The sequence below is a fragment of the Streptomyces griseorubiginosus genome, from assembly GCF_017614965.1.
In the GTDB taxonomy this organism is placed as follows: Bacteria; Actinomycetota; Actinomycetes; order Streptomycetales; family Streptomycetaceae; genus Streptomyces; species Streptomyces griseorubiginosus_B.
Map to the genome: position 1 here is coordinate 1 of NZ_WVUG01000059.1, position 21,207 is coordinate 21,207.

Sequence of the window (21,207 nt, forward strand, 5' to 3'; positions counted from 1 at the left end):
GCCCCGACGACCTCGGCCCCCAGCCCGGACCCGTCCCCGTCGCAGACCTGCACACGGTTCCTGTGGTGGTGCAGCTGAGGCTCGGGCCGGCCTTCGGCCTGGGGCTGGTCTTCGGCCCGGGGCCCGCCCTCGATCCGGAGTGCGCACTCGGCCCGGAGTGCGCACTCGGCCCGGGGTCCGCACTCGGCCCGGGGTCCGCACTCGGCCCGGGGTCCGCACTCGGCCCGGGGTCCGCACTCGGCCCGGGGTCCGCACTCGGCCCGGGGTCCGCACTCGGCCCGGGGTCCGCCCTCGATCCGGAGCGCGCCCTCGGCCCGGGGTCCGCACTCGGCCCGGGGTCCGCCCTCGATCCGGAGCGCGCCCTCGGCCCGGGGTCCGCCCTCCGCTCAGGCCGTCAGCATCCGCTGTAGCAAATCGCGCAAAGACAGCCGCTCCTCGTCGGAGAGGCCGGCGAGCGGCTCGCGCGCGAAGCGCAGTCCCTCGCGCAGCTCCCGGGCGACCCGGCGCCCCTCGTCCGTCGCCGCCGCCAGCTTCACCCGGCGGTCGGCCGGGTCCGGACGGCGCTCCACCAGTCCCCGCGACTCCAGCCGGTCCACGATCCCGGTGACGTTGGACGGCTCGCACTTCAGCTTCTGCGCCAGCTTCCGCATCGGCAGCGGCTCCAGCGACAGCAGGCTCAGCAGCCGCGCCTGGGCGCCGGTGAGCGCGTGCTCGCCCGCCGCGTCCTCGTAGTCCGCGTAGAAACGGGCCACGACGTCGCCGATGAGCTCGACGACCTCCAGGGTCAGCGCGTCGGGCCGACGGGTCTTCGGTGTGGTGGACATGGCTCCAGGGTACCCCGTTACTTGACAACCTGAAATATTCAGCGGCATGGTTGTTTCAGGTAGTGAAGTATTTGCCTCCGCAGCAACACGAACGCAAGGAAAGGCCCTGTCATGATCAACCGCGAATGGCACCTGCTCAGCCGTCCCGTCGGCTGGCCGAAGCCCGAGGACTTCGCCCTGGTCGAGACGGAGGCCCCGACGCCGGGCGAGGGCCAGGTCCTCGTCCGCAACGAGTACCTCTCCGTCGACCCGTACATGCGTGGCCGGATGAGCGCCGCGAAGTCCTACGTCGCCCCGTTCGAGCTGGGCAAGGTCATGCAGGGCGGCGCGGTCGGCGAGGTCGTCGCCTCCAACGCCGAGGGCATCGCCGTCGGCGACCACGTGCTGCACTTCTTCGGCTGGCGCGAGTACGCGGTGGTGGACGCGAAGAACGCCGTCAAGGTGGACGCGGACGCCGCGCCCCTGTCGACGTACCTCGGCGTCCTCGGCATGACGGGCCTGACCGCCTACGCCGGTCTGCTGCGCACCGCGTCCTTCAAGGAGGGCGACTCCGTCTTCGTCTCCGGCGCGGCCGGCGCGGTCGGCAGCCAGGTGGGGCAGATCGCCAGGCTGAAGGGCGCCTCGCGGGTCATCGGCTCGGCCGGCTCCGACGAGAAGGTCAAGCTGCTCGTGGAGGAGTACGGCTTCGACGCCGCGTTCAACTACAAGAACGGCCCGGTGAGCGAGCAGCTGCGCGAGGCCGCGCCCGACGGGATCGACGTCTACTTCGACAACGTCGGCGGCGACCACCTGGAGGCCGCGATCGGGCAGCTCAACCAGGGCGGCCGGATCGCCGTGTGCGGGATGATCTCCGTCTACAACAACACCGAGCCCGCGCCGGGCCCGCGCAACCTCGCCCGGCTGATCCAGACCCGCGGCCGCATCGAGGGCTTCCTGGTCGGCGACCACTACGACCTGCAGCCGCAGTTCGTGTCGGAGGTGGCCCCGTGGGTCGCCTCGGGCGAGCTGAAGTACCGGGAGACCGTGGTCGAGGGCATCGAGAACAACCTGGAGGCGTTCCTCGGCGTCCTGCGCGGCGACAACACGGGCAAGATGATCGTCAAGCTGTAAGACACCACGGTCATGGCGACATCAGCGTGACGCCACTCCGACCCACTCGTTCCCCAGACGAAGGCCGCACCCTTGGACGTGGGTGCGGCCTTTCGGTCCCTCACGGCGGGCCGACGTCAGATCGCCAGTGCCGCCGTGTGTACGGCTCTGACCAGGCGTTGGTTTTCCGGGGCCGCTCCGCCCGGGAAGGCGAGGCGGCGGCGGGTGTAGCCGTAGGACAGGCCGGTGCGGGGGTCGGCGAAGGCCTGGGAGCCGCCGGCGCCGCTGTGGCCGAAGGCGCCGGCGCCCAGGAAGGGGTGCCAGGTGTCGGCGGTGGCCTGGAAGCCGAGGCCGTACGACTTGTGGGTGCGGGCCACCAGGTCGTAGCCGATGGAGTGGATCTGGCCCACCTCGGCGATCGTGTCCGGCTTCAGCAGCGGCGGACGGTCGGCGAGTTCGCTGATCGTCGCCGCATACATCCCGGCCAGCCCCCGCGCGGCCGCCACCCCGCCCGCCGACGCCGGGCCCTTGGCGCGCACGATACGGGAGTTGGCGTAGTCGACCAGCGTCCCCGGGTTCGGAACATGCGTGTTGAAGGCGATCGAGGCCAGCGTGTGCGGGCCGGTCTGGGCCGCGTCCAGCGCCGCCTGCTGCTGCGGAGTCGGCATCATCGGCTGCACGGGCCGGTACCGCGAGTCCAGCGCGGCCGGCAGCCCGAGGTGGAAGTCCAGACCGTACGGCGCCCGGATCCGCTCCTCGTACACCTGCTGGAGCGTGTGGCCGGTGGCCCGCCGCACCACCTCACCGGTCAGCGCGCCGATCACCAGAGCGTGGTAGCCGAACGCCGAACCCGGACGCCAGAACGGCTTCTGGTCGGCGAGCCGCTCCGCGATCGCCCGGTCGTCGGCCATCTCCTCGGCCGTGAAGCCGGTGTCCGTGCCGACCAGGCCCGCCCGGTGCGAGATCAGCTCGCGCAGCGTCAGCGCCCCCTTGCCCTCCGCCGCGAACTCCGGCCAGTAGTAGGTGACTTTGCGGTCCAGTTCCAGCGTGCCGTCCTGCACCAGCAGGGCCACCACGAGATGCGCGGCTCCCTTGGTCGACGAGTACACGGCGTAGAGGGAGTCGGCCTCGACACCGTCCCCCGCCCACAGGTCGACCACCCTGCGGCCGTGCACATAGGCGCACAACTGCCCCTCGTAGTCGTCCCGTTCCCCCGCGACGAACGCGGCGAACTCCTCACGCACCGCCTCGAAGCCATCGGCGACGGTGCCGTGGATCTCCTTCGTCATCCGCTCTCCTCACCTGAACCGCTGCACGCCTCTGTGGGAGCTCCCCGAGATCGATACGGCGCGATGTACCTGTACGACTCAACCGCACGCGGCGAGAGTTCGCGTCACCGATGCCCCGGATGGCCCACCACGCGGCACGCGAAGGGGGCATGCTGAGGGGGCGACCGACCGGTGACGTCCGTGAGGCGAGGAGAGCCCATGGCAACGATCCCTCCGCTGCCCAGCAGGCAGGACGTGCTGCGCATGGCACGCAACACCACCGACATCACCGGCCAACTCCTGGAGACGGCCGGGAACATCACCAGGATCGCCCTCAACACCTTCGACCCGCGCGACGGCTCGGGCGCCGAAGCGCTGCGGGTGCTGCGCGAGACCACCGCGGAACTGGCGGAGGCCAGCGCCTCGCCGCAGGCCCAGGAGGCCTTCTACCGCATCGTCGACACCCTCACCCGCCTCGGCACCAGCGGGGCACCGCTCGCCGTCCACCCGGTCAGCGAACCGGCGCAGGCCCTGCTGACCGCCCTCGGCGACAGCCTGCTGCCCGTGCTGGACGCGCTGGAGCCGGCCGTCGAGGAGTTCGCGAACGCCCTCGGCGACCTTCTCGAGGCGACGTCACCCCTGGTGCCCGCGACGGCCGGCGTGGCCGCGGGCGCCCTGCTGGCCGTCACGCCGGTCCTGCGCGCCGCCGCCGACGTCCTGCGCGACTCCTCCCCGGAACTGCGCCGCATCGCCGACGCCCTGACCGCGGCGCTGGCCCCCCTCATGCCCCTCCAGGTCGCCCTCGCCGAACGCGCGGCGGCCACCGGAGCGGGCGTGGTCCGCGCCACCCTCCCGCCGCTGGCCGACCTCACGGAGGCGGCCGCGGCGACGACGAAGGCCGCCGGGCCGGTCCTGGTCACCGGCGAGGAGCTGTTCGTCTCGGCCCTGGAACAGGTCCAGCCCCTGCTCCTCGCGGCGGCCACGCGGGCCGGGCGGCTGGCCCGGGCGGTGGCGACACGGGTGTCGGCGGCGGTGTCGCCCGCGGCCGAGAGCGGGATCGTAGTGGCGGTGCCGACAACGTAAAGTCTTCCCCATGCGCGATCTTGGGGCGGGCTTCACCTATCTCCTGAAGGGCCAACGCTGGGTGGCCGGGCACGGGAGACAGTACGGCTTCGGCCTGCTCCCGGGCCTGATAACCCTCGTCCTGTACGTGGCCGCCCTCACCTCCCTCGCCCTGTGGGGCCAGGACTTCGTCGGCTGGTCGACCCCCTTCGCCGACGACTGGTCCAGCCCCTGGCGAGGCGCCTTCCGCGGCCTGCTCACCGCCGTGCTGTTCGCCCTCGGCCTGCTGCTGGCCGTCGTCACCTTCACCGCCGTCACCCTCCTGATCGGCCAGCCCTTCTACGAGAACCTCTCCGAGAAGGTCGACCGGGACGTGTCCCCCGACGGCACGGCCCCCGAGTCCGGTCTGCCGCTCTGGCGCGAGCTGTGGATCTCGGCCCGGGACAGCCTGCGGATCGTCCTCCGCGCCGCGCTGTGGGGCGTCCTGCTGTTCGCCCTCGGTTTCATCCCCTTCGTCGGACAGACGGTCGTCCCGGTGATCGGCTTCTTCGTCACCGGTTTCTTCCTCACCGAGGAGCTCACCGCCGTCGCCCTCCAGCGCCGCGGCGTCGAACTCCGCGCCCGCCTCGCCCTCCTGCGCTCCCGCAGAACCCTCGTCTGGGGCTTCGGCACCCCGCTGGCCGTCGCCTTCGTGGTGCCGTTCGTGGCGGTGTTCCTGATGCCGGGCGCGGTCGCGGGCGCGACGCTGATGGCGCGGGAGCTGCTGGGCGAGGAGAGCGGGGAGGGCGAGCCGGGGGAGGGCGACTCCGAGGACGAGCCGGCTGTTTCCTGAAGCCGGTCACTCTCGGAAGCCGCTCACTTCCTGAAGGCCGCGTCGGCCGCCACGCTGAGGATCGCCCGCACCTGCGCCACGATGTCCAGCCGGTTGCGCACGAACTCCGGATCGGTCACCGTCCCGGTCGCCGGATCCGTGTTGCCCGCCCCGAACTGCAGCACCGGCGTGTGCACATGCCCGCCCGGCAGGGTGTCGTGCAGCCCCAGCCGGTCCCGCAGCAGGGTCGCCCGGTAGGCGATCTCGTTGGAGAGGTAGTTCCCGCCGCCCCCCGCTCGTGCCGTCGATCCCGGGGTCGGCCCGTCCGGCCGGACGACCGCCGTCGTCCCCCCGGCCGGGATCTCGGTCACCTCGGTGTGGTCGTACACCGGGAACCGTCCCGTGTCCGCCGCCACGATCTCCCGGTACGGCAGCGTGGTCGTCGTCCACTGCGGCTGCGAGGCGGGGTCGGTCACCGGGACGGTCTCGGTGCGCGAGACGTTGTCGTTGTCCGGGAAGCCGCCCCGCCAGGCCCCGTTGGTCCGCTCCACGTCGAACCGCCCGACCCGCCCCTGGCTCACCGTGGTGAACAGGTCGACCTTCGGCAGATACCGCCGCAGCGTCCGCTCCACCGTTCCCTGCGCGAAGTCCTGCCAGCGCACCGGGAAGACGACCGTCTCGATACGCGCCGGACCCTTCGCGGTCCGGATCACCGTGCCGTCGAGGGCGAGCGCGGTGGCTCCGGAAGGATTGGAGATCCGGATGTCCCGGTCGAGGGTGAACGGGTCGAAGCCGGTGACGAGGATCCGCCTGAGCCCCTTGCCGCGCGGATAGCGCACGTCGGTCTGTCCGCGCGAGGTCCGCTCCAACTGCTCGATCAGCGCGTCCCGTTGCGCGTCGCTCAGCGCGAACCCCGGCTCCCAGGTCCGCAGTTCCCGGGTCAGTCCCAGCCTGGCCCAGTACAGCGGCCGGTCGTCGTCCCGGCTCAGGTCCCCGCCGGCCGGCCCGCGTCCCTGCACCCGGTCCACGGCCCGCCGCCACAGCGCCGATCCCTCGTGTACGACGATCCGCCGCGCCTGGGCGTAGGAGTGCGCCGAGCCCAGCTCGCGGGCCAACTCCGGTGCCACGTCGTCGAACCCGGACCGCCGGAGTATCTCTTGCGGCACCGCTTTGTCGAGGCGCTGTTCCTCGACGGTGGGGGAGGGAGCGGTCGCGGCGGCACTCGCCGTCACCGGGGAGGCCACCGAGGCCATCATGGCCAGTCCGAGAATGCCGATCCGAACACGTAGGGAAGCCAAGGGAGTTCAGTCCTTCCGTCGCCGTCGTGGGGGAGCGTGGTGCGGACGGTCGCAGTATCGCGTGACGGAAGTGGTCTACGCCATGGGGTGGGGCTCAGGAGGAAGACAGCGACAGCATCAGCGTCGCGAGCACGAGGACGGGGACGACCTGGAAGACCGCGGCGCTCCTCAGCCGGGCCGCCCACAGCGCGACGCCACTGGCAGCCAACAGTCCGCAGATCCAGCCCAGTTGAGCCAGGGGCGGCTCGTGCGGCTCGTCCGTCCAGGTCGCCGCCAGCCAGCCGTAGCCCACGGCCAGGGCGTCGAGGGGCAGCAGCGCGAGGACGGCGGTTGTGTTCCTCCACCTCATGCGCTCATCGTCGGCCCGGGGGAGCGGAGGCGCCTGAGTACGCGTACTCAACGGGCCCTAGATCGAAATCGTGGCGGCGTGTCAGCCGACAGGTGATACTGCCGCGCATGAGGACCGTGAAGGCCGTGAATCTGGGCGTGCTGTTCCTGATCGAGCTCGGTGCCCTCGCGGCCGTCGGGTACTGGGGCTTCACCCGGGACGTGGCGACCCCGCTCACCTGGGTGCTGGGTCTCGGCGGTCCGGCCGTGCTCGTCGTCCTGTGGGCCCTGTTCGGGTCGCAGAAGGCGTCGTACAAGACGCGCGGCGCGGTCCGTGTCGGCTTCGAGGCGGTCTGGTTCGGGACGGGTGTGGCCGCGCTGTTCGCCGCTGGGGCGGCTGCCTGGGCGGTCGCCTTCGCCGCGGTCGTCGCCGTGAGCAAGGCGCTCGCCGTGATCTGGCGCCAGTAGTCCGGGAGTTCAGGCCTCCTCGCCGAGCAGCGCCAGGAAGTCGCGGAACGCCGCCGACATGTCCACCGAGTCGGGGTCCAGGAGCCACTGGTACTGGAGGCCGTCCATCACCGCGACCAGGAGCGGGGCCGTGCGCTCCGGCGTCAGGCCGTTCGGGAGGCGGTCGCCGTACGCGGTGCGCAGGACCGCCGCCATGCTCTCGCGCACCTGCCGGTAGCGCTCGGTGAAGTACGCCCGCGCCGGATGCCCTTCCGTCACGCTCTCGCCCAGCAGCGCCGAGAAGGTCTGGATGATGCCGGGCCGCATCGCGTTGTACTCGACCAGCGAGGCCAGCAGGTCCACCCGCCACTGCGTCGCCGGTACGGCGTCCCACTGGTCGCGCTCCTTCAGCACGGCGACCAGCAGCGCCTCCTTCGTCGGGAAGTAGTGCAGCAGCCCCTGCTGGGTGAGCCCCACCCGCTCCGCCACCGCGGCCAGGCTCGCGCCCCGGTAACCGCGCTCGGCGATCACCTCCAGCGCCGCCCGCACGATCTCAGCGCGCCGTTCCTCGCTCCTGACCCTGGCGTTCATGGCGTCACCGTACGGCATTGCCGTGCGGCTTATATTACGGCACCATAACGAAACCTACCGCGTTACAGGTAACGGGTGCACGATGGCCCACAGGACGACGACCTGACTCGATGAGGAGACCCCGATGGCGGGAACCGCAGACACCTCTCAAGCCGACCAGGCGCGCGAGGCCGCCGTCGAGGCGGCGCTGGGCAAGCTGGACCTGGACGCGAAGGCCCGGCTGCTGTCCGGGCAGGACGTGTGGTCGCTGCCCGCGCTGCCGGAGATCGGGCTGAAGTCCCTCGTCATGTCCGACGGCCCGATCGGCGTGCGGGGTGTGCGCTGGAGCGCCGACGACCCCTCCATCGCCCTGCCCTCCCCGACCGCCCTCGCCGCAACCTGGGACCCGGAGCTGGCCCGCCGCGCCGGCACGCTGCTCGCCCAGGAGGCCCGGCGCAAGGGCGTGCACGTGCTGCTCGCGCCGACCGTAAACCTCCACCGCTCCCCGCTCGGCGGACGGCACTTCGAGGCCTACAGCGAGGACCCGTACCTGACGGGACGCATCGGCGCCGGCTATGTCAGCGGCGTCCAGTCCGGCGGCGTCGGCACCACCGTCAAGCACTTCGTCGCCAACGACGCCGAGACCGACCGCTTCACCGTGAACAACCTGGTGAGCGAGCGGGCGCTGCGCGAGCTGTACCTGGCGCCCTTCGAGATCATCGTCGCCGAGGCCCGCCCCTGGGGCGTCATGACCGCCTACAACACGGTCAACGGCACGACCATGACCGAGCACGCCCGTCTGGTGAACGGCGTGCTGCGCGGCGAGTGGGGCTTCGACGGCTACAACGTCTCCGACTGGATGGCGGCCCGCTCGACGGTCGCCGCCATCGAGGGCGGCCTGGACGTGGCCATGCCCGGCCCGCAGACCGTCTACGGCCCCGCCCTCGCCCAGGCCGTGCGGGACGGCGAGGTCGAGGAGGCCACGGTCGACGCGGCCGTCCGCAACGTCCTGCGGCTCGCCGCCCGCGTCGGCGCCCTGGAGTCCGCCGAGCCCGCCGTGACCGAACCACCCGCGACCGTGGACGGCGAGGCGCTGGCCCGCGAGATCGCCCGCCGCTCCTTCGTCCTGGTCCGCAACGAGAACGACGCCCTGCCGCTCCGGGCCGGCACCGTCGCCCTCATCGGCGCCGCCGCCCGCGACGCCCGTGTCCTGGGCGGCGGTTCGGCCACCGTCTTCCCGGACCGGATCGTCTCCCCGCTGGACGGCCTCACCGCAGCCCTCCCCGAGGGCAGCCTCAGCTACGCCGTCGGCGCCGACCCGAACACCGAACTGGCCGTCGCCGACCGGGGCTTCGAGCTGCGCGCGGTGTGCCGGGACGCCGACGGCGAGGTCATCGGCACCCGCGGCACCCCCAGCGGCCAGATCCAGTGGATGGGCACCGACCTCCCCGAGGGCGTCACCCACGACACCCTCCACACCGTGGAGCTGACCGGCACCTTCACCCCCCGGGACTCCGGGAAGCACACCTTCGGGATCAAGGGCACCGGCTCCTTCACCCTCACCGTCGCCGGCACCACGTACTACGACGACGTCCAGCGCCCGGCCGACGACAGCGACCCCTTCGAGGCGTTCTTCGGCGCGCCCGTGCCCCGCGCCGAGGTCGAACTGACCGCGGGCGAACCGGTCGAGGTCTCGCTCCACCATGTGATCGCGCTCCCCGAGGGGACCCCCTTCAAGGTCGTCGCCTTCGCGCTCGCCCACCAGGAGCCGCAGCGCGACCCGGACGAGCTGATCGCCGAGGCCGTCGAGGCCGCACGCGCCGCCGACACGGCCGTGGTGGTGGTCGCCACCACCGACCGTGTGGAGTCGGAGGGCTTCGACCGCAAGGACCTCGCGCTGCCCGGCCGCCAGGACGACCTGGTCCGCGCCGTCGCCGCCGCCAACCCGAACACCGTCGTGGTCGTCAACTCCGGCTCCCCCGTCGAACTGCCCTGGCGCGAGGAGGTCGCCGCCGTACTGCTGAGCTGGTTCCCGGGCCAGGAGGGCGGCGCGGCCCTCGCGGACGTCCTCACCGGCGTCCACGAGCCCGGCGGCCGGCTGCCCACCACCTGGGGCTCCCTGGCCGACGCCCCGGTCACCCGGGTGGTCCCCGAGAACGGCGAACTGCCGTACACCGAGGACGTCTTCATCGGCTACCGCGCCTGGGAGAAGGAGGGCCGCACCCCCTCGTACCCCTTCGGCCACGGCCTCGGCTACACCGAGTGGAGCTATGAGTCGGTGCGGGTCGAGGGCGACAGCGCGGTGCGGGTCCGGGTCAGGAACACCGGCGGGCGCCCGGGACGGGAGGTCGTGCAGGTCTACCTGGCCCCGGCCGAGGCCGGCCCCGAGCGTCCGGCCCGGTATCTGGCCGGCTTCGCGGGCGTCGAGGCCGGACCCGGCGAGAGCGCCGAGGCGGTCGTCACGCTGCCCCGCCGCGCCTTCGAGGTGTGGGACGAGGCGAGCGGCTCGTGGTCGTTTGTGAAGGGTTCGTACGAGATCCAGGTGAGCCGCTCGATCACGGACCGCCGCCTCACCGCGACGATTAACGTCTGATCAGGGACAAGTCTCCCCACGGACAGCCCCGGCCCGGGACCTGACACCCGGGCCGGGGCTCACAGATGCGGTCAGCGCACCCCGAAGCCGTACGCCGTCTCCGAGCGGAACACCCCGCCCGGGCGCAGCACCGTGCTCGGGAAGTCCGGGCGGTTCGGCGAGTCGGGGAAGTGCTGGGTCTCCAGGGCGACGCCGTCACCCGGGGTGAAGGGCTCGGGCAGATGGTCGGCGGTGTAGAGCTGGAGGCCCGGTTCGGTGGTCGTCACGGTCAGGACGCGGCCGGACGCCGGGTCGTGCAGCTCGGCGACCTCGCGCGGGCTCTGCGTCACCCCGCCGACGAGCAAGAAGTTGTGGTCGTAGCCGGAGCCGACCTTCCGGGCCTGCCGGAAGTCGAACCGTGTGCCGGTGACGTCCGCGAGCTCACCGGTCGGGATCAGGTCGGCGTCGACCGGGGTGTAGCGGGAGGCGTCGATGCGCAGTTCGTGGCCGGACGCGCTACCGGAGCCGGCCAGGTTCCAGTACGAGTGGTTCGTCAGGTTCACGATGGTCGGCGCGTCCGTCACCGCCTCGTACCCGATCCGCAGCGAGCCGTCCGCCTCCAGCGTGTACGTCGCCGAGACCTCCAGCCGGCCCGGGAAGCCCTCCTCGCCGTGCGGGCTGACCCGGGTGAGCCGCACCCCGTGCTCCACCGGCAGGGCGTCCCACACGCGTTTGTCGAAGCCCTGCTCGCCGCCGTGCAGGGAGTTGGGCGCGTTGTTCGGCTCCAGGGCGTAGGTCACCCCGTCCAGCGGGAAGCGGGCGCCCGCGATCCGGTTGGCGTACCGGCCGATCAGGGCGCCGAAGTACGGGCCGGGGCAGCCGAGATAGCCGTCGAGGTCGGCGAACCCCAGCACCACGTTCGCCCGGTGGCCGGTGCGGTCCGGGATCTCCACCGACTGCACGATCCCGCCGTACGACAGGATCCGCACCCGCACTCCGGCCCGCTCCAGGGTCCAGCGGTGGACAGGGGTGCCGTCGGGAAGTGTGCCGAAGTGTTCGCTCATGAGCAAAACCCTAAGTCACGTGCCTGCCAGGCGTCCTTTCGCGGTGACCGTGCGGTAGGCGATCTCCGCCAGTCGGGCCTGTCCGTTCACACTGGGGTGGAACCAGTCCCAGTGGCTCAGTTGGTCGGTGCCGAACCGGTAGTCGTACACCGCGTTCTGGTCGAAGCGGCAGCGGCGGTCCTTGGCGCACACCGCCTTCAGCACCTTGTTGTAGTCCTCCACGCGCTTTTGCACGGTGTCCCGGCGCAGGGTCGCCGCCGAGTCCAGCGCGTCCGCGTCACCCAGCATCGAGGGGCAGATGCCCAGCTTCCAGATCTGCTTGCCCAGCGCGTTGGTGCGGCCCTCGGACCACAGCCGCTTCAGGTTCGGCACGCTCGCCACGTACACCTGGGTCTTCGGCAGTCGCCTGCGCAGCGAGGTCAGCGCGTCCTGGAAGCCGGCCCGGAAGTCGGCCACCGGGGTCATCGCCGACGTCGAGCCGCGGCAGGCGTCGTTGGCGCCCACCATCACCGTCACCAACTGCGGCCGCTTCACCACCGCCTGCGCGATCTGCCCGGGCAGGTCCGCCATCCGGGCCCCGGTCACCGCGTAGTTCCAGCTCCGCTCGGCCGCCTTCGCCCTGCCCAGCAGCCGGACGGCGAGAGAGTCGACCTTGGTGTCCGTACCGGTCGCCCAGGACACCTCGGGGCAGTCCGACAACACCGTGCATGCGTCGAAACCACGGGTGATGGAGTCGCCGACGGCCGCGATGGAGCTGGGGCTGACGTCCCAGGTCGGCGTCGGGCTCGGGCGGTGCGTGGGTGCGGTCGTGTCGCCACCGACGGCGTCGCAGCCGGCGACGCCCAGAACGGCCGCCGCCGTGACGGCGGCGGCGGCCCGTGAACGGTGGCTCGGCTTCCGCATCCGCTGCTGTTCCCCTCGGTCGACGTACAGGGAGCTCCCCCTCATGACAACGCGCGGGAGTTCCCGAACCCCGCAGCCTGCAACGGATCGCACCCGTACAAGCGTCCTGCCGGGTGAATGGCGGGCGTTTCGGCGCATCGGGACCGACGGTACGTCACACTCCTTGCGCCGCCGCACGGTAGCCTCGCCATCAAACGTGGCCCCGGCCACAACCGTCCGCCAGTTCGCAAGATGTCCCGCTCTGCCCGGAGGTCCCGGTGACGACACGTGGAGTTCTGTACGTGCACTCCGCGCCGCGCGCGCTGTGCCCGCACGTCGAGTGGGCCGTGGCCGGGGTGCTCGGCACACGCGTCAACCTCGACTGGATCCGGCAGCCGGCCGCGCCGGGCACCTGGCGCTCGGAGTTCTCCTGGAAGGGCGAGGTCGGCACCGCCTCCAAGCTGGCGTCTGCGCTGCGCGGCTGGCACCTGCTGCGCTTCGAGGTCACGGCCGAGCCCTGCCCCACCGCCGAGGGCGAGCGTTACAGCTGCACCCCGGAGCTGGGCATCTTCCACGCCGTCACCGGCATCCACGGCGACATCCTGATCCCGGAGGACCGGCTGCGCGCCGCCCTGACCCGCTCTCAGCGCGACGAGACCGACCTGGAGGCCGAGATCGCCAAGCTGCTCGGCAAGCCGTGGGACGACGAGCTGGAGCCGTTCCGGTACGCGGGCGAGGGCGCGCCCGTGCGGTGGCTCCACCAGGTGGTCTGAGGACCCCTGAGTCCCCGTACCGAAGCCGAAGGGCCCTCACCAGGCGGTGAGGGCCCTTCGGTTGTGCGGGGGCCGGCGTACGCGCGGTTCTCAGACCGTCCGGAACGCCAGGACCACGTTGTGCCCGCCGAAACCGAACGAGTCGTTCAGCGCGGCGATACGGCCCTCCACGGGCAGCTTGCGGGCCTCGCCGCGGACGACGTCGGCGTTGGCCTCCGCCTCCGGGTCGAGGTTCTCGACGTTGATGGTCGGCGGGGCGAGCCGGTGGTACAGCGCGAGGACGGTCGCGACCGTCTCCACACCGCCGGCGCCGCCCAACAGGTGCCCGGTCATCGACTTGGTCGCGGAGACCGCCATGTGGTCCGCGTCGTCGCCGAACACCTTGCGCAGGGCCTTGAGCTCGGCGATGTCACCGGCCGGCGTCGAGGTGGCGTGCGCGTTGACGTGCACGATCTCCGCCGGGTCCAGGTCGGTGCGCTCCAGCAGGTTCTGCAGGGCGTGCGAGATGCCCCGCCCCTCCGGCTCCGGCTGCACGATGTCGTGGCTGTCGGCGGAGATGCCCTGTCCGACCGCCTCGGCGTACACCCGGGCACCGCGCGCGGCGGCGTGCTCGGCGGACTCCAGGACGATCACGCCGGCGCCCTCGCCGAGGACGAAACCGTCCCGCGCGACGTCGTAGGGGCGCGAGGCGCCCTCGGGGTTCTCGTTGTTCTTGGACATCGCCATCATGTTGCCGAACGCGGCGATGGGCAGCGGGTGGATGGCCGCCTCGGTGCCACCGGCGACGACGACGTCGGCGCGGCCCGTGCGGATCATCTCGATGGCGTAGCCGATGGCCTCGGCGCCGGAGGCGCACGCGGAGACCGGCGTGTGCACGCCCGCCCGGGCGCCCACCAGCAGACCCACGTTGGCCGAGGGGCCGTTGGGCATCAGCATGGGCACGGTGTGCGGGGAGACACGGCGGACGCCCTTCTCCTTCAGCACGTCGTACTGGTCGAGGAGGGTCGTCACCCCGCCGATGCCGGAGGCGATGACGGCGCCGAGGCGGTCCGGGTCGACCTTCCCCGCCGCGGAACCGGCTGATGATCCAGTCTCACCGGCCTTGCCCTCGAAACCGGCGTCCGCCCAGGCTTCCTTGGCCGCGACCAGCGCGAATTGCGCGGAGCGGTCCAGGCGTCGGGCCTGCGGGCGCGGGATGACCTCGGTCGGTTCCACCGCGACGGGCGCGGCGATGCGGACCGCCTGGTCGGCGGCCCACTCCTGCTCCAGGGGCTTCACACCGGACTTGCCGGCGATCAGGCCCTCCCAGGTAGAGGCTGCGTCGCCACCCAGCGGTGTGGTTGCGCCGATACCGGTGACGACCACGGTGCGATTGGTCGAGCTCACGGGAATTCTTTCTCCAATTACGAGGATTAAGCGGCGCCACCGCCGGGTGGCGGGGCCGGTTCAGCGCCCGGCCCGAGCAGGGCTCAGGCCTGGTGCTTGAGGATGTAGTCGGTCGCGTCGCCGACGGTCTTGAGGTTCTTGACGTCCTCGTCCGGGATCTTGACGTCGAAGCGCTCTTCGGCGGCGACGACGACCTCGACCATGGACAGCGAGTCGACGTCCAGGTCGTCGGTGAAGGACTTGTCCAGCTGGACGTCCTCAACCGGGATGCCGGCGATCTCGTTCACGATGTCGGCGAGACCGGCGACGATCTCTTCCTGAGTGGCGGCCATGTCAGGCGCTCCTTCTATGTGATCCAGAGGGTTTGGCAGTGCTCTGCGTGCCCGGACCGTTCGTGATCCGGCACGCAGTGCCTAGGGGAGGGTAACGACAGTCGCGGCGTAGACGAGACCCGCCCCGAAGCCGATGACGAGCGCGGTGTCGCCGCTCTTCGCCTCACCGGTCGCCAGAAGCCGCTCCATCGCGAGCGGAATCGAGGCGGCCGAGGTGTTGCCGGTGGTGCGTACGTCACGCGCGACCGTGACGTGCTCCGGCAGTTTCAGCGTCTTCACCATCGAGTCGATGATCCGCTCGTTGGCCTGGTGGGGAATGAAGACGTCCAGGTCGTTCGCGGTGATTCCGGCCGCGTCCAGCGCCTGCTGGGCGACCTTCGCCATCTCGAACACGGCCCAGCGGAACACCGCCTGGCCCTCCTGCGTGATCGCAGGGAACTTGCCCGTGCTGTCGTACTCGGTCCACGGCACGGTCTGCTTGATGGTCTCCGACTTGTCGCCCTCGGAGCCCCAGACGGTCGGGCCGATCGCGGGCTCGGTGGCCGGGCCCACCACGACCGCGCCCGCGCCGTCGCCGAACAGGAAGGCCGTGGCCCGGTCCTCCAGGTCGGTGAGGTCGGACAGCCGCTCCACGCCGATGACGAGGACGTACTCCGCGCTGCCCTCGACGATCATGCCCTTGGCGAGGGTCAGGCCGTAACCGAAGCCCGCGCAGCCCGCCGAGATGTCGAAGGCGGCGGCCTTGTCGGTGCCGAGCTTGTCTGCGATCTCGGTCGCCACGGCCGGCGTCTGCTTGAAGTGCGAGACCGTCGAGACGATCACGCCGCCGATCTGCTCGGCGGAGATGCCGGCGTCGGCGATCGCCTTCCCCGACGCCTCGATCGACATGGCGGCGACGGTCTCCTCGTCGTTCGCCCAGTGCCGGGTCTGGATGCCGGAGCGCGAACGGATCCACTCGTCGGAGGAGTCGATCGTCTCGAGGATCACCTCGTTCGGCACCACACGGGTGGGACGGTAGCCGCCCACGCCGAGGATGCGCGCGTACGGGGCGCCCTTGCTGGGCTTGATCTTCGACATGTTCGTACGGCTCCTTAGGGCGTCAGGCTGAAGCGTGCTCGGCGATGAGCGCGCGGGCCGCGTCGAGGTCGTCGGGGGTCTTGAGCGCGAGGGTCTTCACACCCGGCAGCGCGCGCTTGGCGAGGCCGACCAGCGTGCCGCCCGGGCAGACCTCGATCAGGGCGCTGGCGCCGAGCTCCTGGAAGGTCTCCATGCACAGGTCCCAGCGGACCGGGTTGGCGACCTGGCCGACCAGCCGCTCGAGCACCTCGGCACCGGTGGCGACGGCCTGGCCGTCCCTGTTGGAGACATAGGTGACCTTCGGGTCGGCCGGGGTGAGGTCGGCGGCGGCCTTCGCCAGCGCGTCGACCGCCGGGGCCATGTGGTGCGTGTGGAACGCGCCGGCGACCTTCAGCGGGACGACCTTGCGGACACCCTCGGGCTTGTCCTCGTTCAGCGCGGCGAGCTGCTCCAGCGTGCCCGCGGCGACGATCTGGCCGGCGCCGTTGACGTTCGCCGGGGTCAGGCCCAGCTTCTCCAGGTGCGGGACGGTCACCTCGGGGTCGCCGCCGAGCAGCGCCGACATCCCGGTCTCGGTGATCGCGGCGGCGTCGGCCATGGCCAGACCCCGCTTGCGCACGAGGGTCAGCGCGGCGGTGTCGTCGAGGACGCCGGCGAAGGAGGCGGCGGTGATCTCACCGACGGAGTGACCGGCGACGGCGTTCGGAAGAATGTCACCGAGTGCCGCGGCGGACAGGATTCCGGCGGCGACGAGGAGCGGCTGGGCCACAGCCGTGTCCCGGATCGCGTCCGCGTCGGCCTGTGTGCCGTAGTGGGCGAGGTCCAGCCCGATGGCGTCCGACCAGGCGGCGACACGGTCGGCGGCACCGGGGAGTTCGAGCCAGGGAGTCAGGAAGCCGGGCGTCTGGGCGCCCTGGCCGGGAGCGACGAGTACGAGCACTCTCACACTCTCTCTTGAGGGCGGCCCGGGCCGCCCGTGGGGACAAGGACGAAGAACACGAGGGGGTTTTGTGGATCCCCGACAAAAGACTAGGCGGGGAGATCCCCATCGGCCAGACGCCCCAGGATCAGCGCGATGCGCAGGGTGAAAGCGGAGCGTACATCAGAGGGTGACCAGCCGGTGACGTCAGTCACACGTCGAAGCCGGTAGCGCACGGTGTTCGGGTGAACGAAGAGCATCCGGGCCGCGCCCTCGAGACTGGACGCCTGTTCGAGATAGACGGAGAGCGTCTCCAGGAGCGCCGAGCCGGCCTCCTCCAGCGGTCTGTAGATCTCCTCCACCAACTGCTCGCGGGCGCTCGGGTCCCCGGCGATCGCGCGTTCCGGAAGCAGATCGTCCGCCAGTACCGGGCGCGGCGCGTCCTGCCAGGCGGAACACGCCTTGAGACCCGCGGCGGCGGCCTGCGCGGACCGGGTGGCGGCCAGCAGGTCCGGTACGACGGGTCCCGCGACCACGGGTCCGGCCGCATAAGGGCCGATCAGCGACTTGGCGACGCCGAGCGGGTTGTCGCTGCCGCCCGCGATGACGACGAGCCGGTCGCCGAGCACCCCGGTGAGCACCTGGAGCTTGGCGTGCCGGGCGGCGCGCCGGATGGCCTCCACGGTCAGCTCGGAGTCCCCGTCGGGGGCGGTCCCCAGGACGACGCAGACATGTTCGGGGGCGTTCCACCCGAGGGCGGCGGCCCTGCTCACGGCCCCCTCGTCGGCCTCCCCGCTGAGCACCGCGTTGACGACGAGCGACTCCAGCCGGGCGTCCCAGGCACCGCGTGCCTCGGCGGCCTGGGCGTAGACCTGGGCGGTGGCGAAGGCGATCTCACGGGCGTAGACGAGCAGGGCCTCGCGCAGCACGCTCTCGTCGCCGGGCGCCGCCACCTCGTCGATGGCGGACTCCATGACCTCGATGGTCGTGCGCACCATCTCCACGGTCTGCCGCAGGGTGATGGCCCGGGTCAGCTCGCGCGGCGCCGTCCCGAACACGTCGGTGGAGATGGCCTGCGGGGCGTCGGGGTACCGGAACCACTCGGTGAAGGCGGCGATACCGGCCTGGGCGACCAGCCCGATCCAGGAACGGTTCTCCGGGGGCATCGCCCGGTACCACGGCAGCGTCTCGTCCATCCGCGCGATGGCCTGCGCGGCGAGGCTCCCGGAGGACTTCTCCAGCCGCTTCAGGGTCGCCGCGTGCGGATGGACGTCGGACCGGGTGGCTTCGGGCTTGCTGGCTTCGGGTTCGGGCACGGGACAAGACTGCCTTATCCGGACGGGAGTGTGCCGAGCAGGGTTGCGGGTGAGCCCCGCACGGCTCCCGTCGCGCCGCTACCTTGGGGTACGTGATGGACGTACGGCGCGCTGCGGAGCGCTATCCCGGGGGCGACGCGGCGGCCGGTATCGAGTCCTGGCACGCCTTCTCCTTCGGCCCGCACTACGACCCCGGCAACCTCCGCTTCGGCGCGGTCATCGCCTGCAACGAGGAGCGGCTGGCCCCCGGCGCCGGGTTCGACGAACACCCGCACAGCCACACGGAGATCGTCACGTGGGTGGTCGAGGGCGAGCTGACCCACCGCGACTCCCAGGGCCACGAGACGACCGTCCGCCCCGGGGACGTGCAGCGGCTGAGCGCCGCGGCGGGGGTACGGCACGTGGAGCGCAACGACGGCCCCACCCCGCTGACCTTCGTCCAGATGTGGCTGGCCCCCCTGAAGCCCGGCGGCGACCCGTCGTACGAGATCGTCCACGGCATCGCCGACTCCACGCCCTACGCGGTCCCGGAGGCGGGCGCGATGCTCCACGTACGGCGCCTGGCCCCGGGGGAGCGGACGGCGGTACCGGACGGCGCGTTCGTGTACGTCCATGTGGTGCGCGGCGAAGTGGCCCTGGACGGCACCGAGCTGGGGCAGGGAGACGCGGCCCGCCTGACGGACGCCAAGGACCTGGAGGCGGTCGGGCTGACGGAGGCGGAGCTGCTGATGTGGGAGATGGCGACCGCATCCTGAACGGGGCGCGCGCAAGGTCAGCGTGCTTCCGCGCGCACCGCGTCCGTGAAGGGCGGCCAGGCCTCGACGGCCCACGGGCCGAACGCGCGATCCGTCAGAGCGGCGCACGCGATCCCCGCGTCCGGGTCGATCCACAGGAACGTGCCGGACTGGCCGAAGTGGCCGAAAGTGCGCGGGGAGGACGAGGAGCCCGTCCAGTGCGGGGACTTGGAGTCGCGGATCTCGAAGCCGAGTCCCCAGTCGTTGGGGTTCTGGTGGCCGTAGCCCGGCAGGACGCCCTTGGTGCCCGGGTACTGGACGGTCATCGCCTCCGCGACCGTGCGGGGGTCGAGCAGGCGCGGGGCCTGGATCTCGGCGGCGAAGCGCAGGAGGTCGGCCACCGTCGAGACGCCGTCCTTCGCCGGGGAGCCCTCCAGCGAGGTGGACGTCATGCCCAGCGGCTCCAGCACCGCCTGCCGCAGGTACTCGGCGAACGGGATGTCCGTGGCCTTGGCGATGTGGTCGCCCAGCTGCTCGAAACCGGCGTTGGAGTACAGCCGCCGCTCTCCGGGCGGGGCCGTCACCCGGTGCTCGTCGAAGGCGAGGCCCGAGGTGTGCGCGAGCAGATGACGGACGGTCGAGCCGGTCGGCCCGGCCGGCTCGTCGAACTCGATCGCGCCCTCCTCGTACGCGACGAGCGCGGCGTACGCCGTGAGCGGCTTGGTCACCGAGGCCAGCGGGAAACGCCGGTCGACGGGGCCGTGGGTGCCCAGCACCGTCCCGTCGGCCCGCACCACGCCCGCCGCGGCGACGGGAACCGGCCAGTTTTCGATCAGCGCGAGGCTCTGCAAGGACATGCCGACGAGCCTAAGCCGCTTCCCCTTCCTACTTCTCGTGGGGTCAGGCTGGGGGGCTGTTTCTTACCGATTCCGCTTGCTTGGAGTGCACTCCAAGGCCATAGCGTTGAGGCCATGACGGTGATGGAGACCACCCCTACCAGGACCGACAGTTGCGCCGCCCCGCCCCATCCGCACCGGCGCCCGCAAGGCCAGGACAGCTACACCATCAGCGAGGTCGTCGCCTTCACCGGGCTGACCGCGCACACCCTGCGCTGGTACGAGCGCATCGGCCTGATGCCGCACGTCGACCGTTCCCACACCGGCCAGCGCCGGTACAGCAACCGCGACCTCGACTGGCTCGACCTCGTGGGCAAGCTCCGGCTCACCGGAATGCCGGTCGCCGACATGGTCCGCTACGCGGAACTGGTGCGCGAGGGCGACCACACCTACGGCGAGCGGTTCGAGCTGCTGGAGGCGACCCGGCGCGACGTACTGGCCCGGATCGCGGAGCTGCAGGACACGCTCGCGGTGCTGGACCGGAAGATCAGCTTCTACGCGGACGCGGAGCGCGCCCGTGCCTACGAGGGGGAGAAGGTTCGATGACCGACCGCAGGATCCCGACCGCACCTCTGGGCGGGAGCGGCATCGAGGTCGGCGTCCAGGGCCTGGGCTGCATGGGCATGAGCTTCGCCTACGGCCCCTCCGACGCGAAGGAGTCGCGCGCCACCCTGGAGCGGGCCCTGGAGCTGGGCGTCACGCTCTTCGACACGGCGGACGCCTACGGCCAGGGCGAGAACGAGAGGTTCCTCTCGCCGTTCTTCAAGGCCAACCGCGACCAGGTCGTCATCGCGACCAAGTTCGCCCTGTCGATCCCGCCGGACGACCCCACCCGGCGGATCATCCGCAACGACCCGCCGTACATCCGCCAGGCCGTCGAGGCGAGCCTGAAGCGTCTGGACGTCGACGTCATCGACCTCTACTACATGCACCGGCGCGATGTGAACGTGCCGATCGAGGAGAGTGTCGGCACCATGGCGGAGCTGGTGCGCGAGGGCAAGGTGAGGCACCTCGGGCTCAGCGAGGTCACCGCCCAGGAACTGCGCACCGCCCACGCCGTGCACCCGATCGCCGCCGTGCAGTCGGAGTGGTCCCTGTTCAGCCGGGACATCGAGGCACAGGTGGTGCCCGCCGCCCGCGACCTGGGCGTGGCCCTGGTGCCGTACTCCCCGCTCGGCCGCGGCTTCCTCACCGGGGCCTTAACCAACCCCGACACGCAGTTGACCGCCGACGACTTCCGCCGCCAGCAGCCCCGCTTCACCGGTGAGAACGCGGCCGCCAACGCCGCTCTGCTGGAGCCGATCCGCACGGTGGCCGAGGCCCACGGCGTGTCGCTCGGGCAGGTGGCGCTCGCCTGGGTGCAGCAGCAGGCGGCGGTGCACGGCCTCCCGGTGATCCCCATCCCGGGCACCCGCAAGCCGGGCCGCGTGGAGGAGAACGCGCGAGCGGCGACCATCGCGCTGACCGAGGACGAGCTGTCCCTGCTGGAGCCGATAGCGGCGAAGGTGGCGGGCGACCGGTACGCGGACATGACGTTCACCTCCGCCGGCCGGGAGTAGT

At 71.7% G+C, this 21,207-nt stretch carries 22 protein-coding genes and 1 pseudogene; 10 read left to right on the forward strand and 13 right to left on the reverse strand.

The genetic code is table 11. From position 1 onward, the window contains the following. A pseudogene (locus tag GRC12_RS14245) lies at positions 1-410 on the forward strand (hypothetical protein); the annotation flags it as partial. On the opposite strand, the gene GRC12_RS14250 reads toward GRC12_RS14245, so the two are convergent. Beyond that, positions 387-824, reverse strand: a complete 438-nt coding sequence (locus tag GRC12_RS14250) for a MarR family winged helix-turn-helix transcriptional regulator (protein ID WP_208779612.1) — start codon at positions 822-824, stop codon at positions 387-389. The pseudogene GRC12_RS14245 and the gene GRC12_RS14250 overlap by 24 nt on opposite strands. Positions 825-935: 111 nt before the next feature. On the opposite strand from GRC12_RS14250, the gene GRC12_RS14255 reads away from it, so the two are divergent. Further along, positions 936-1,934, forward strand: coding sequence for an NADP-dependent oxidoreductase (locus tag GRC12_RS14255; protein ID WP_208779613.1), 999 nt, complete (start codon positions 936-938; stop codon positions 1,932-1,934). Between the two features lie 116 nt (positions 1,935-2,050). Here the strand turns inward: GRC12_RS14255 and GRC12_RS14260 are convergent, their stop codons facing one another. After that, entirely contained in the window at positions 2,051-3,202 is a 1,152-nt protein-coding gene (locus GRC12_RS14260; protein WP_208779614.1) for a serine hydrolase domain-containing protein, read from the reverse strand. Positions 3,203-3,400: 198 nt separating this feature from the next. On the opposite strand from GRC12_RS14260, the gene GRC12_RS14265 reads away from it, so the two are divergent. Beyond that, positions 3,401-4,264, forward strand: a complete 864-nt coding sequence (locus GRC12_RS14265; protein ID WP_208779615.1) for a hypothetical protein — start codon at positions 3,401-3,403, stop codon at positions 4,262-4,264. Positions 4,265-4,274: 10 nt separating this feature from the next. Next, positions 4,275-5,075, forward strand: a complete 801-nt coding sequence (locus GRC12_RS14270; RefSeq protein WP_208779616.1) for an EI24 domain-containing protein — start codon at positions 4,275-4,277, stop codon at positions 5,073-5,075. A gap of 23 nt (positions 5,076-5,098) precedes the next feature. Here the strand turns inward: GRC12_RS14270 and GRC12_RS14275 are convergent, their stop codons facing one another. Further along, on the reverse strand, positions 5,099-6,352 hold the full coding sequence (locus GRC12_RS14275) for a pyroglutamyl-peptidase I family protein (RefSeq protein WP_208779617.1): 1,254 nt from the start codon (positions 6,350-6,352) through the stop codon (positions 5,099-5,101). Positions 6,353-6,446: 94 nt separating this feature from the next. Further along, on the reverse strand, positions 6,447-6,701 hold the full coding sequence (locus GRC12_RS14280; protein ID WP_208779618.1) for a hypothetical protein: 255 nt from the start codon (positions 6,699-6,701) through the stop codon (positions 6,447-6,449). A 107-nt stretch (positions 6,702-6,808) separates the two neighbouring features. On the opposite strand from GRC12_RS14280, the gene GRC12_RS14285 reads away from it, so the two are divergent. Continuing rightward, the gene (locus GRC12_RS14285) at positions 6,809-7,147 is read left to right on the forward strand and encodes a YrdB family protein (RefSeq protein WP_208779619.1); all 339 of its coding nucleotides are present in this window, start codon (positions 6,809-6,811) and stop codon (positions 7,145-7,147) included. 9 nt (positions 7,148-7,156) lie between these two features. Here the strand turns inward: GRC12_RS14285 and GRC12_RS14290 are convergent, their stop codons facing one another. Continuing rightward, positions 7,157-7,735, reverse strand: coding sequence for a TetR/AcrR family transcriptional regulator (locus tag GRC12_RS14290; protein WP_208779620.1), 579 nt, complete (start codon positions 7,733-7,735; stop codon positions 7,157-7,159). A 106-nt stretch (positions 7,736-7,841) separates the two neighbouring features. Between GRC12_RS14290 and GRC12_RS14295 the strand changes: the two genes are divergently transcribed. Beyond that, positions 7,842-10,289 carry a glycoside hydrolase family 3 protein gene (locus GRC12_RS14295; protein ID WP_208779621.1) on the forward strand — a complete coding sequence of 816 codons (2,448 nt, stop codon included), beginning with the start codon at positions 7,842-7,844 and terminating at the stop codon, positions 10,287-10,289. Positions 10,290-10,360: 71 nt separating this feature from the next. Here the strand turns inward: GRC12_RS14295 and GRC12_RS14300 are convergent, their stop codons facing one another. Together GRC12_RS14300 and GRC12_RS14305 are read right to left on the reverse strand one after the other, a co-directional pair. Then, positions 10,361-11,332, reverse strand: a complete 972-nt coding sequence (locus tag GRC12_RS14300) for an aldose epimerase family protein (RefSeq protein ID WP_208779622.1) — start codon at positions 11,330-11,332, stop codon at positions 10,361-10,363. Between the two features lie 15 nt (positions 11,333-11,347). Next, entirely contained in the window at positions 11,348-12,235 is an 888-nt protein-coding gene (locus GRC12_RS14305) for an SGNH/GDSL hydrolase family protein (protein WP_208779623.1), read from the reverse strand. Positions 12,236-12,492: 257 nt separating this feature from the next. Between GRC12_RS14305 and GRC12_RS14310 the strand changes: the two genes are divergently transcribed. Beyond that, complete coding sequence (locus GRC12_RS14310; RefSeq protein WP_208779624.1) at positions 12,493-12,987, forward strand: DUF3145 domain-containing protein; 495 nt, start codon at positions 12,493-12,495, stop codon at positions 12,985-12,987. Positions 12,988-13,077: 90 nt separating this feature from the next. Here the strand turns inward: GRC12_RS14310 and GRC12_RS14315 are convergent, their stop codons facing one another. The 5 genes from GRC12_RS14315 to fasR all read right to left on the reverse strand — a co-directional run bounded on the left by GRC12_RS14315 (position 13,078) and on the right by fasR (position 18,017). Next, positions 13,078-14,373, reverse strand: coding sequence for a beta-ketoacyl-[acyl-carrier-protein] synthase family protein (locus GRC12_RS14315; protein ID WP_208779625.1), 1,296 nt, complete (start codon positions 14,371-14,373; stop codon positions 13,078-13,080). Positions 14,374-14,456: 83 nt separating this feature from the next. Next, complete coding sequence (locus GRC12_RS14320) at positions 14,457-14,705, reverse strand: acyl carrier protein (RefSeq protein WP_015660680.1); 249 nt, start codon at positions 14,703-14,705, stop codon at positions 14,457-14,459. A gap of 81 nt (positions 14,706-14,786) precedes the next feature. After that, positions 14,787-15,782: a ketoacyl-ACP synthase III gene (locus GRC12_RS14325; protein WP_208779626.1), complete on the reverse strand. Its 996-nt coding sequence runs from the start codon at positions 15,780-15,782 to the stop codon at positions 14,787-14,789. A gap of 22 nt (positions 15,783-15,804) precedes the next feature. Further along, positions 15,805-16,722, reverse strand: coding sequence for an ACP S-malonyltransferase (locus GRC12_RS14330; protein ID WP_208779627.1), 918 nt, complete (start codon positions 16,720-16,722; stop codon positions 15,805-15,807). 89 nt (positions 16,723-16,811) lie between these two features. Next, complete coding sequence (gene fasR, locus GRC12_RS14335) at positions 16,812-18,017, reverse strand: fatty acid biosynthesis transcriptional regulator FasR (RefSeq protein ID WP_133041245.1); 1,206 nt, start codon at positions 18,015-18,017, stop codon at positions 16,812-16,814. A gap of 95 nt (positions 18,018-18,112) precedes the next feature. Here fasR and GRC12_RS14340 point away from each other — a divergent pair, with 95 nt between their 5' ends. Continuing rightward, positions 18,113-18,772 (forward strand): pirin family protein, encoded by a 660-nt coding sequence (locus GRC12_RS14340; RefSeq protein WP_208779640.1) that lies wholly within the window; start codon positions 18,113-18,115, stop codon positions 18,770-18,772. Positions 18,773-18,789: 17 nt separating this feature from the next. Here the strand turns inward: GRC12_RS14340 and GRC12_RS14345 are convergent, their stop codons facing one another. Next, positions 18,790-19,608, reverse strand: coding sequence for a serine hydrolase domain-containing protein (locus tag GRC12_RS14345; RefSeq protein WP_208779628.1), 819 nt, complete (start codon positions 19,606-19,608; stop codon positions 18,790-18,792). Positions 19,609-19,722: 114 nt separating this feature from the next. Between GRC12_RS14345 and GRC12_RS14350 the strand changes: the two genes are divergently transcribed. Both GRC12_RS14350 and GRC12_RS14355 read left to right on the forward strand, forming a co-directional pair. Then, the gene (locus GRC12_RS14350; protein WP_165954718.1) at positions 19,723-20,193 is read left to right on the forward strand and encodes a MerR family transcriptional regulator; all 471 of its coding nucleotides are present in this window, start codon (positions 19,723-19,725) and stop codon (positions 20,191-20,193) included. After that, a complete protein-coding gene (locus GRC12_RS14355; protein ID WP_208779629.1) occupies positions 20,190-21,206 on the forward strand; it encodes an aldo/keto reductase in 1,017 nt (338 codons plus the stop codon). The genes GRC12_RS14350 and GRC12_RS14355 overlap by 4 nt, the downstream gene beginning before the upstream one ends. Position 21,207 lies beyond the last annotated feature (1 nt).

Coding starts and splice junctions, on each gene's coding strand:
- GRC12_RS14250 (WP_208779612.1), bottom strand. CDS start 824: ATGTCCACCACACCGAAGACCCGTCGGCCCGACGCGCTGACCCTGGAG.
- GRC12_RS14255 (WP_208779613.1), top strand. CDS start 936: ATGATCAACCGCGAATGGCACCTGCTCAGCCGTCCCGTCGGCTGGCCG.
- GRC12_RS14260 (WP_208779614.1), bottom strand. CDS start 3,202: ATGACGAAGGAGATCCACGGCACCGTCGCCGATGGCTTCGAGGCGGTG.
- GRC12_RS14265 (WP_208779615.1), top strand. CDS start 3,401: ATGGCAACGATCCCTCCGCTGCCCAGCAGGCAGGACGTGCTGCGCATG.
- GRC12_RS14270 (WP_208779616.1), top strand. CDS start 4,275: ATGCGCGATCTTGGGGCGGGCTTCACCTATCTCCTGAAGGGCCAACGC.
- GRC12_RS14280 (WP_208779618.1), bottom strand. CDS start 6,701: ATGAGGTGGAGGAACACAACCGCCGTCCTCGCGCTGCTGCCCCTCGAC.
- GRC12_RS14285 (WP_208779619.1), top strand. CDS start 6,809: ATGAGGACCGTGAAGGCCGTGAATCTGGGCGTGCTGTTCCTGATCGAG.
- GRC12_RS14290 (WP_208779620.1), bottom strand. CDS start 7,735: ATGCCGTACGGTGACGCCATGAACGCCAGGGTCAGGAGCGAGGAACGG.
- GRC12_RS14295 (WP_208779621.1), top strand. CDS start 7,842: ATGGCGGGAACCGCAGACACCTCTCAAGCCGACCAGGCGCGCGAGGCC.
- GRC12_RS14300 (WP_208779622.1), bottom strand. CDS start 11,332: ATGAGCGAACACTTCGGCACACTTCCCGACGGCACCCCTGTCCACCGC.
- GRC12_RS14305 (WP_208779623.1), bottom strand. CDS start 12,235: ATGCGGAAGCCGAGCCACCGTTCACGGGCCGCCGCCGCCGTCACGGCG.
- GRC12_RS14320 (WP_015660680.1), bottom strand. CDS start 14,705: ATGGCCGCCACTCAGGAAGAGATCGTCGCCGGTCTCGCCGACATCGTG.
- GRC12_RS14325 (WP_208779626.1), bottom strand. CDS start 15,782: ATGTCGAAGATCAAGCCCAGCAAGGGCGCCCCGTACGCGCGCATCCTC.
- GRC12_RS14340 (WP_208779640.1), top strand. CDS start 18,113: ATGGACGTACGGCGCGCTGCGGAGCGCTATCCCGGGGGCGACGCGGCG.
- GRC12_RS14345 (WP_208779628.1), bottom strand. CDS start 19,608: ATGTCCTTGCAGAGCCTCGCGCTGATCGAAAACTGGCCGGTTCCCGTC.
- GRC12_RS14350 (WP_165954718.1), top strand. CDS start 19,723: ATGACGGTGATGGAGACCACCCCTACCAGGACCGACAGTTGCGCCGCC.
- GRC12_RS14355 (WP_208779629.1), top strand. CDS start 20,190: ATGACCGACCGCAGGATCCCGACCGCACCTCTGGGCGGGAGCGGCATC.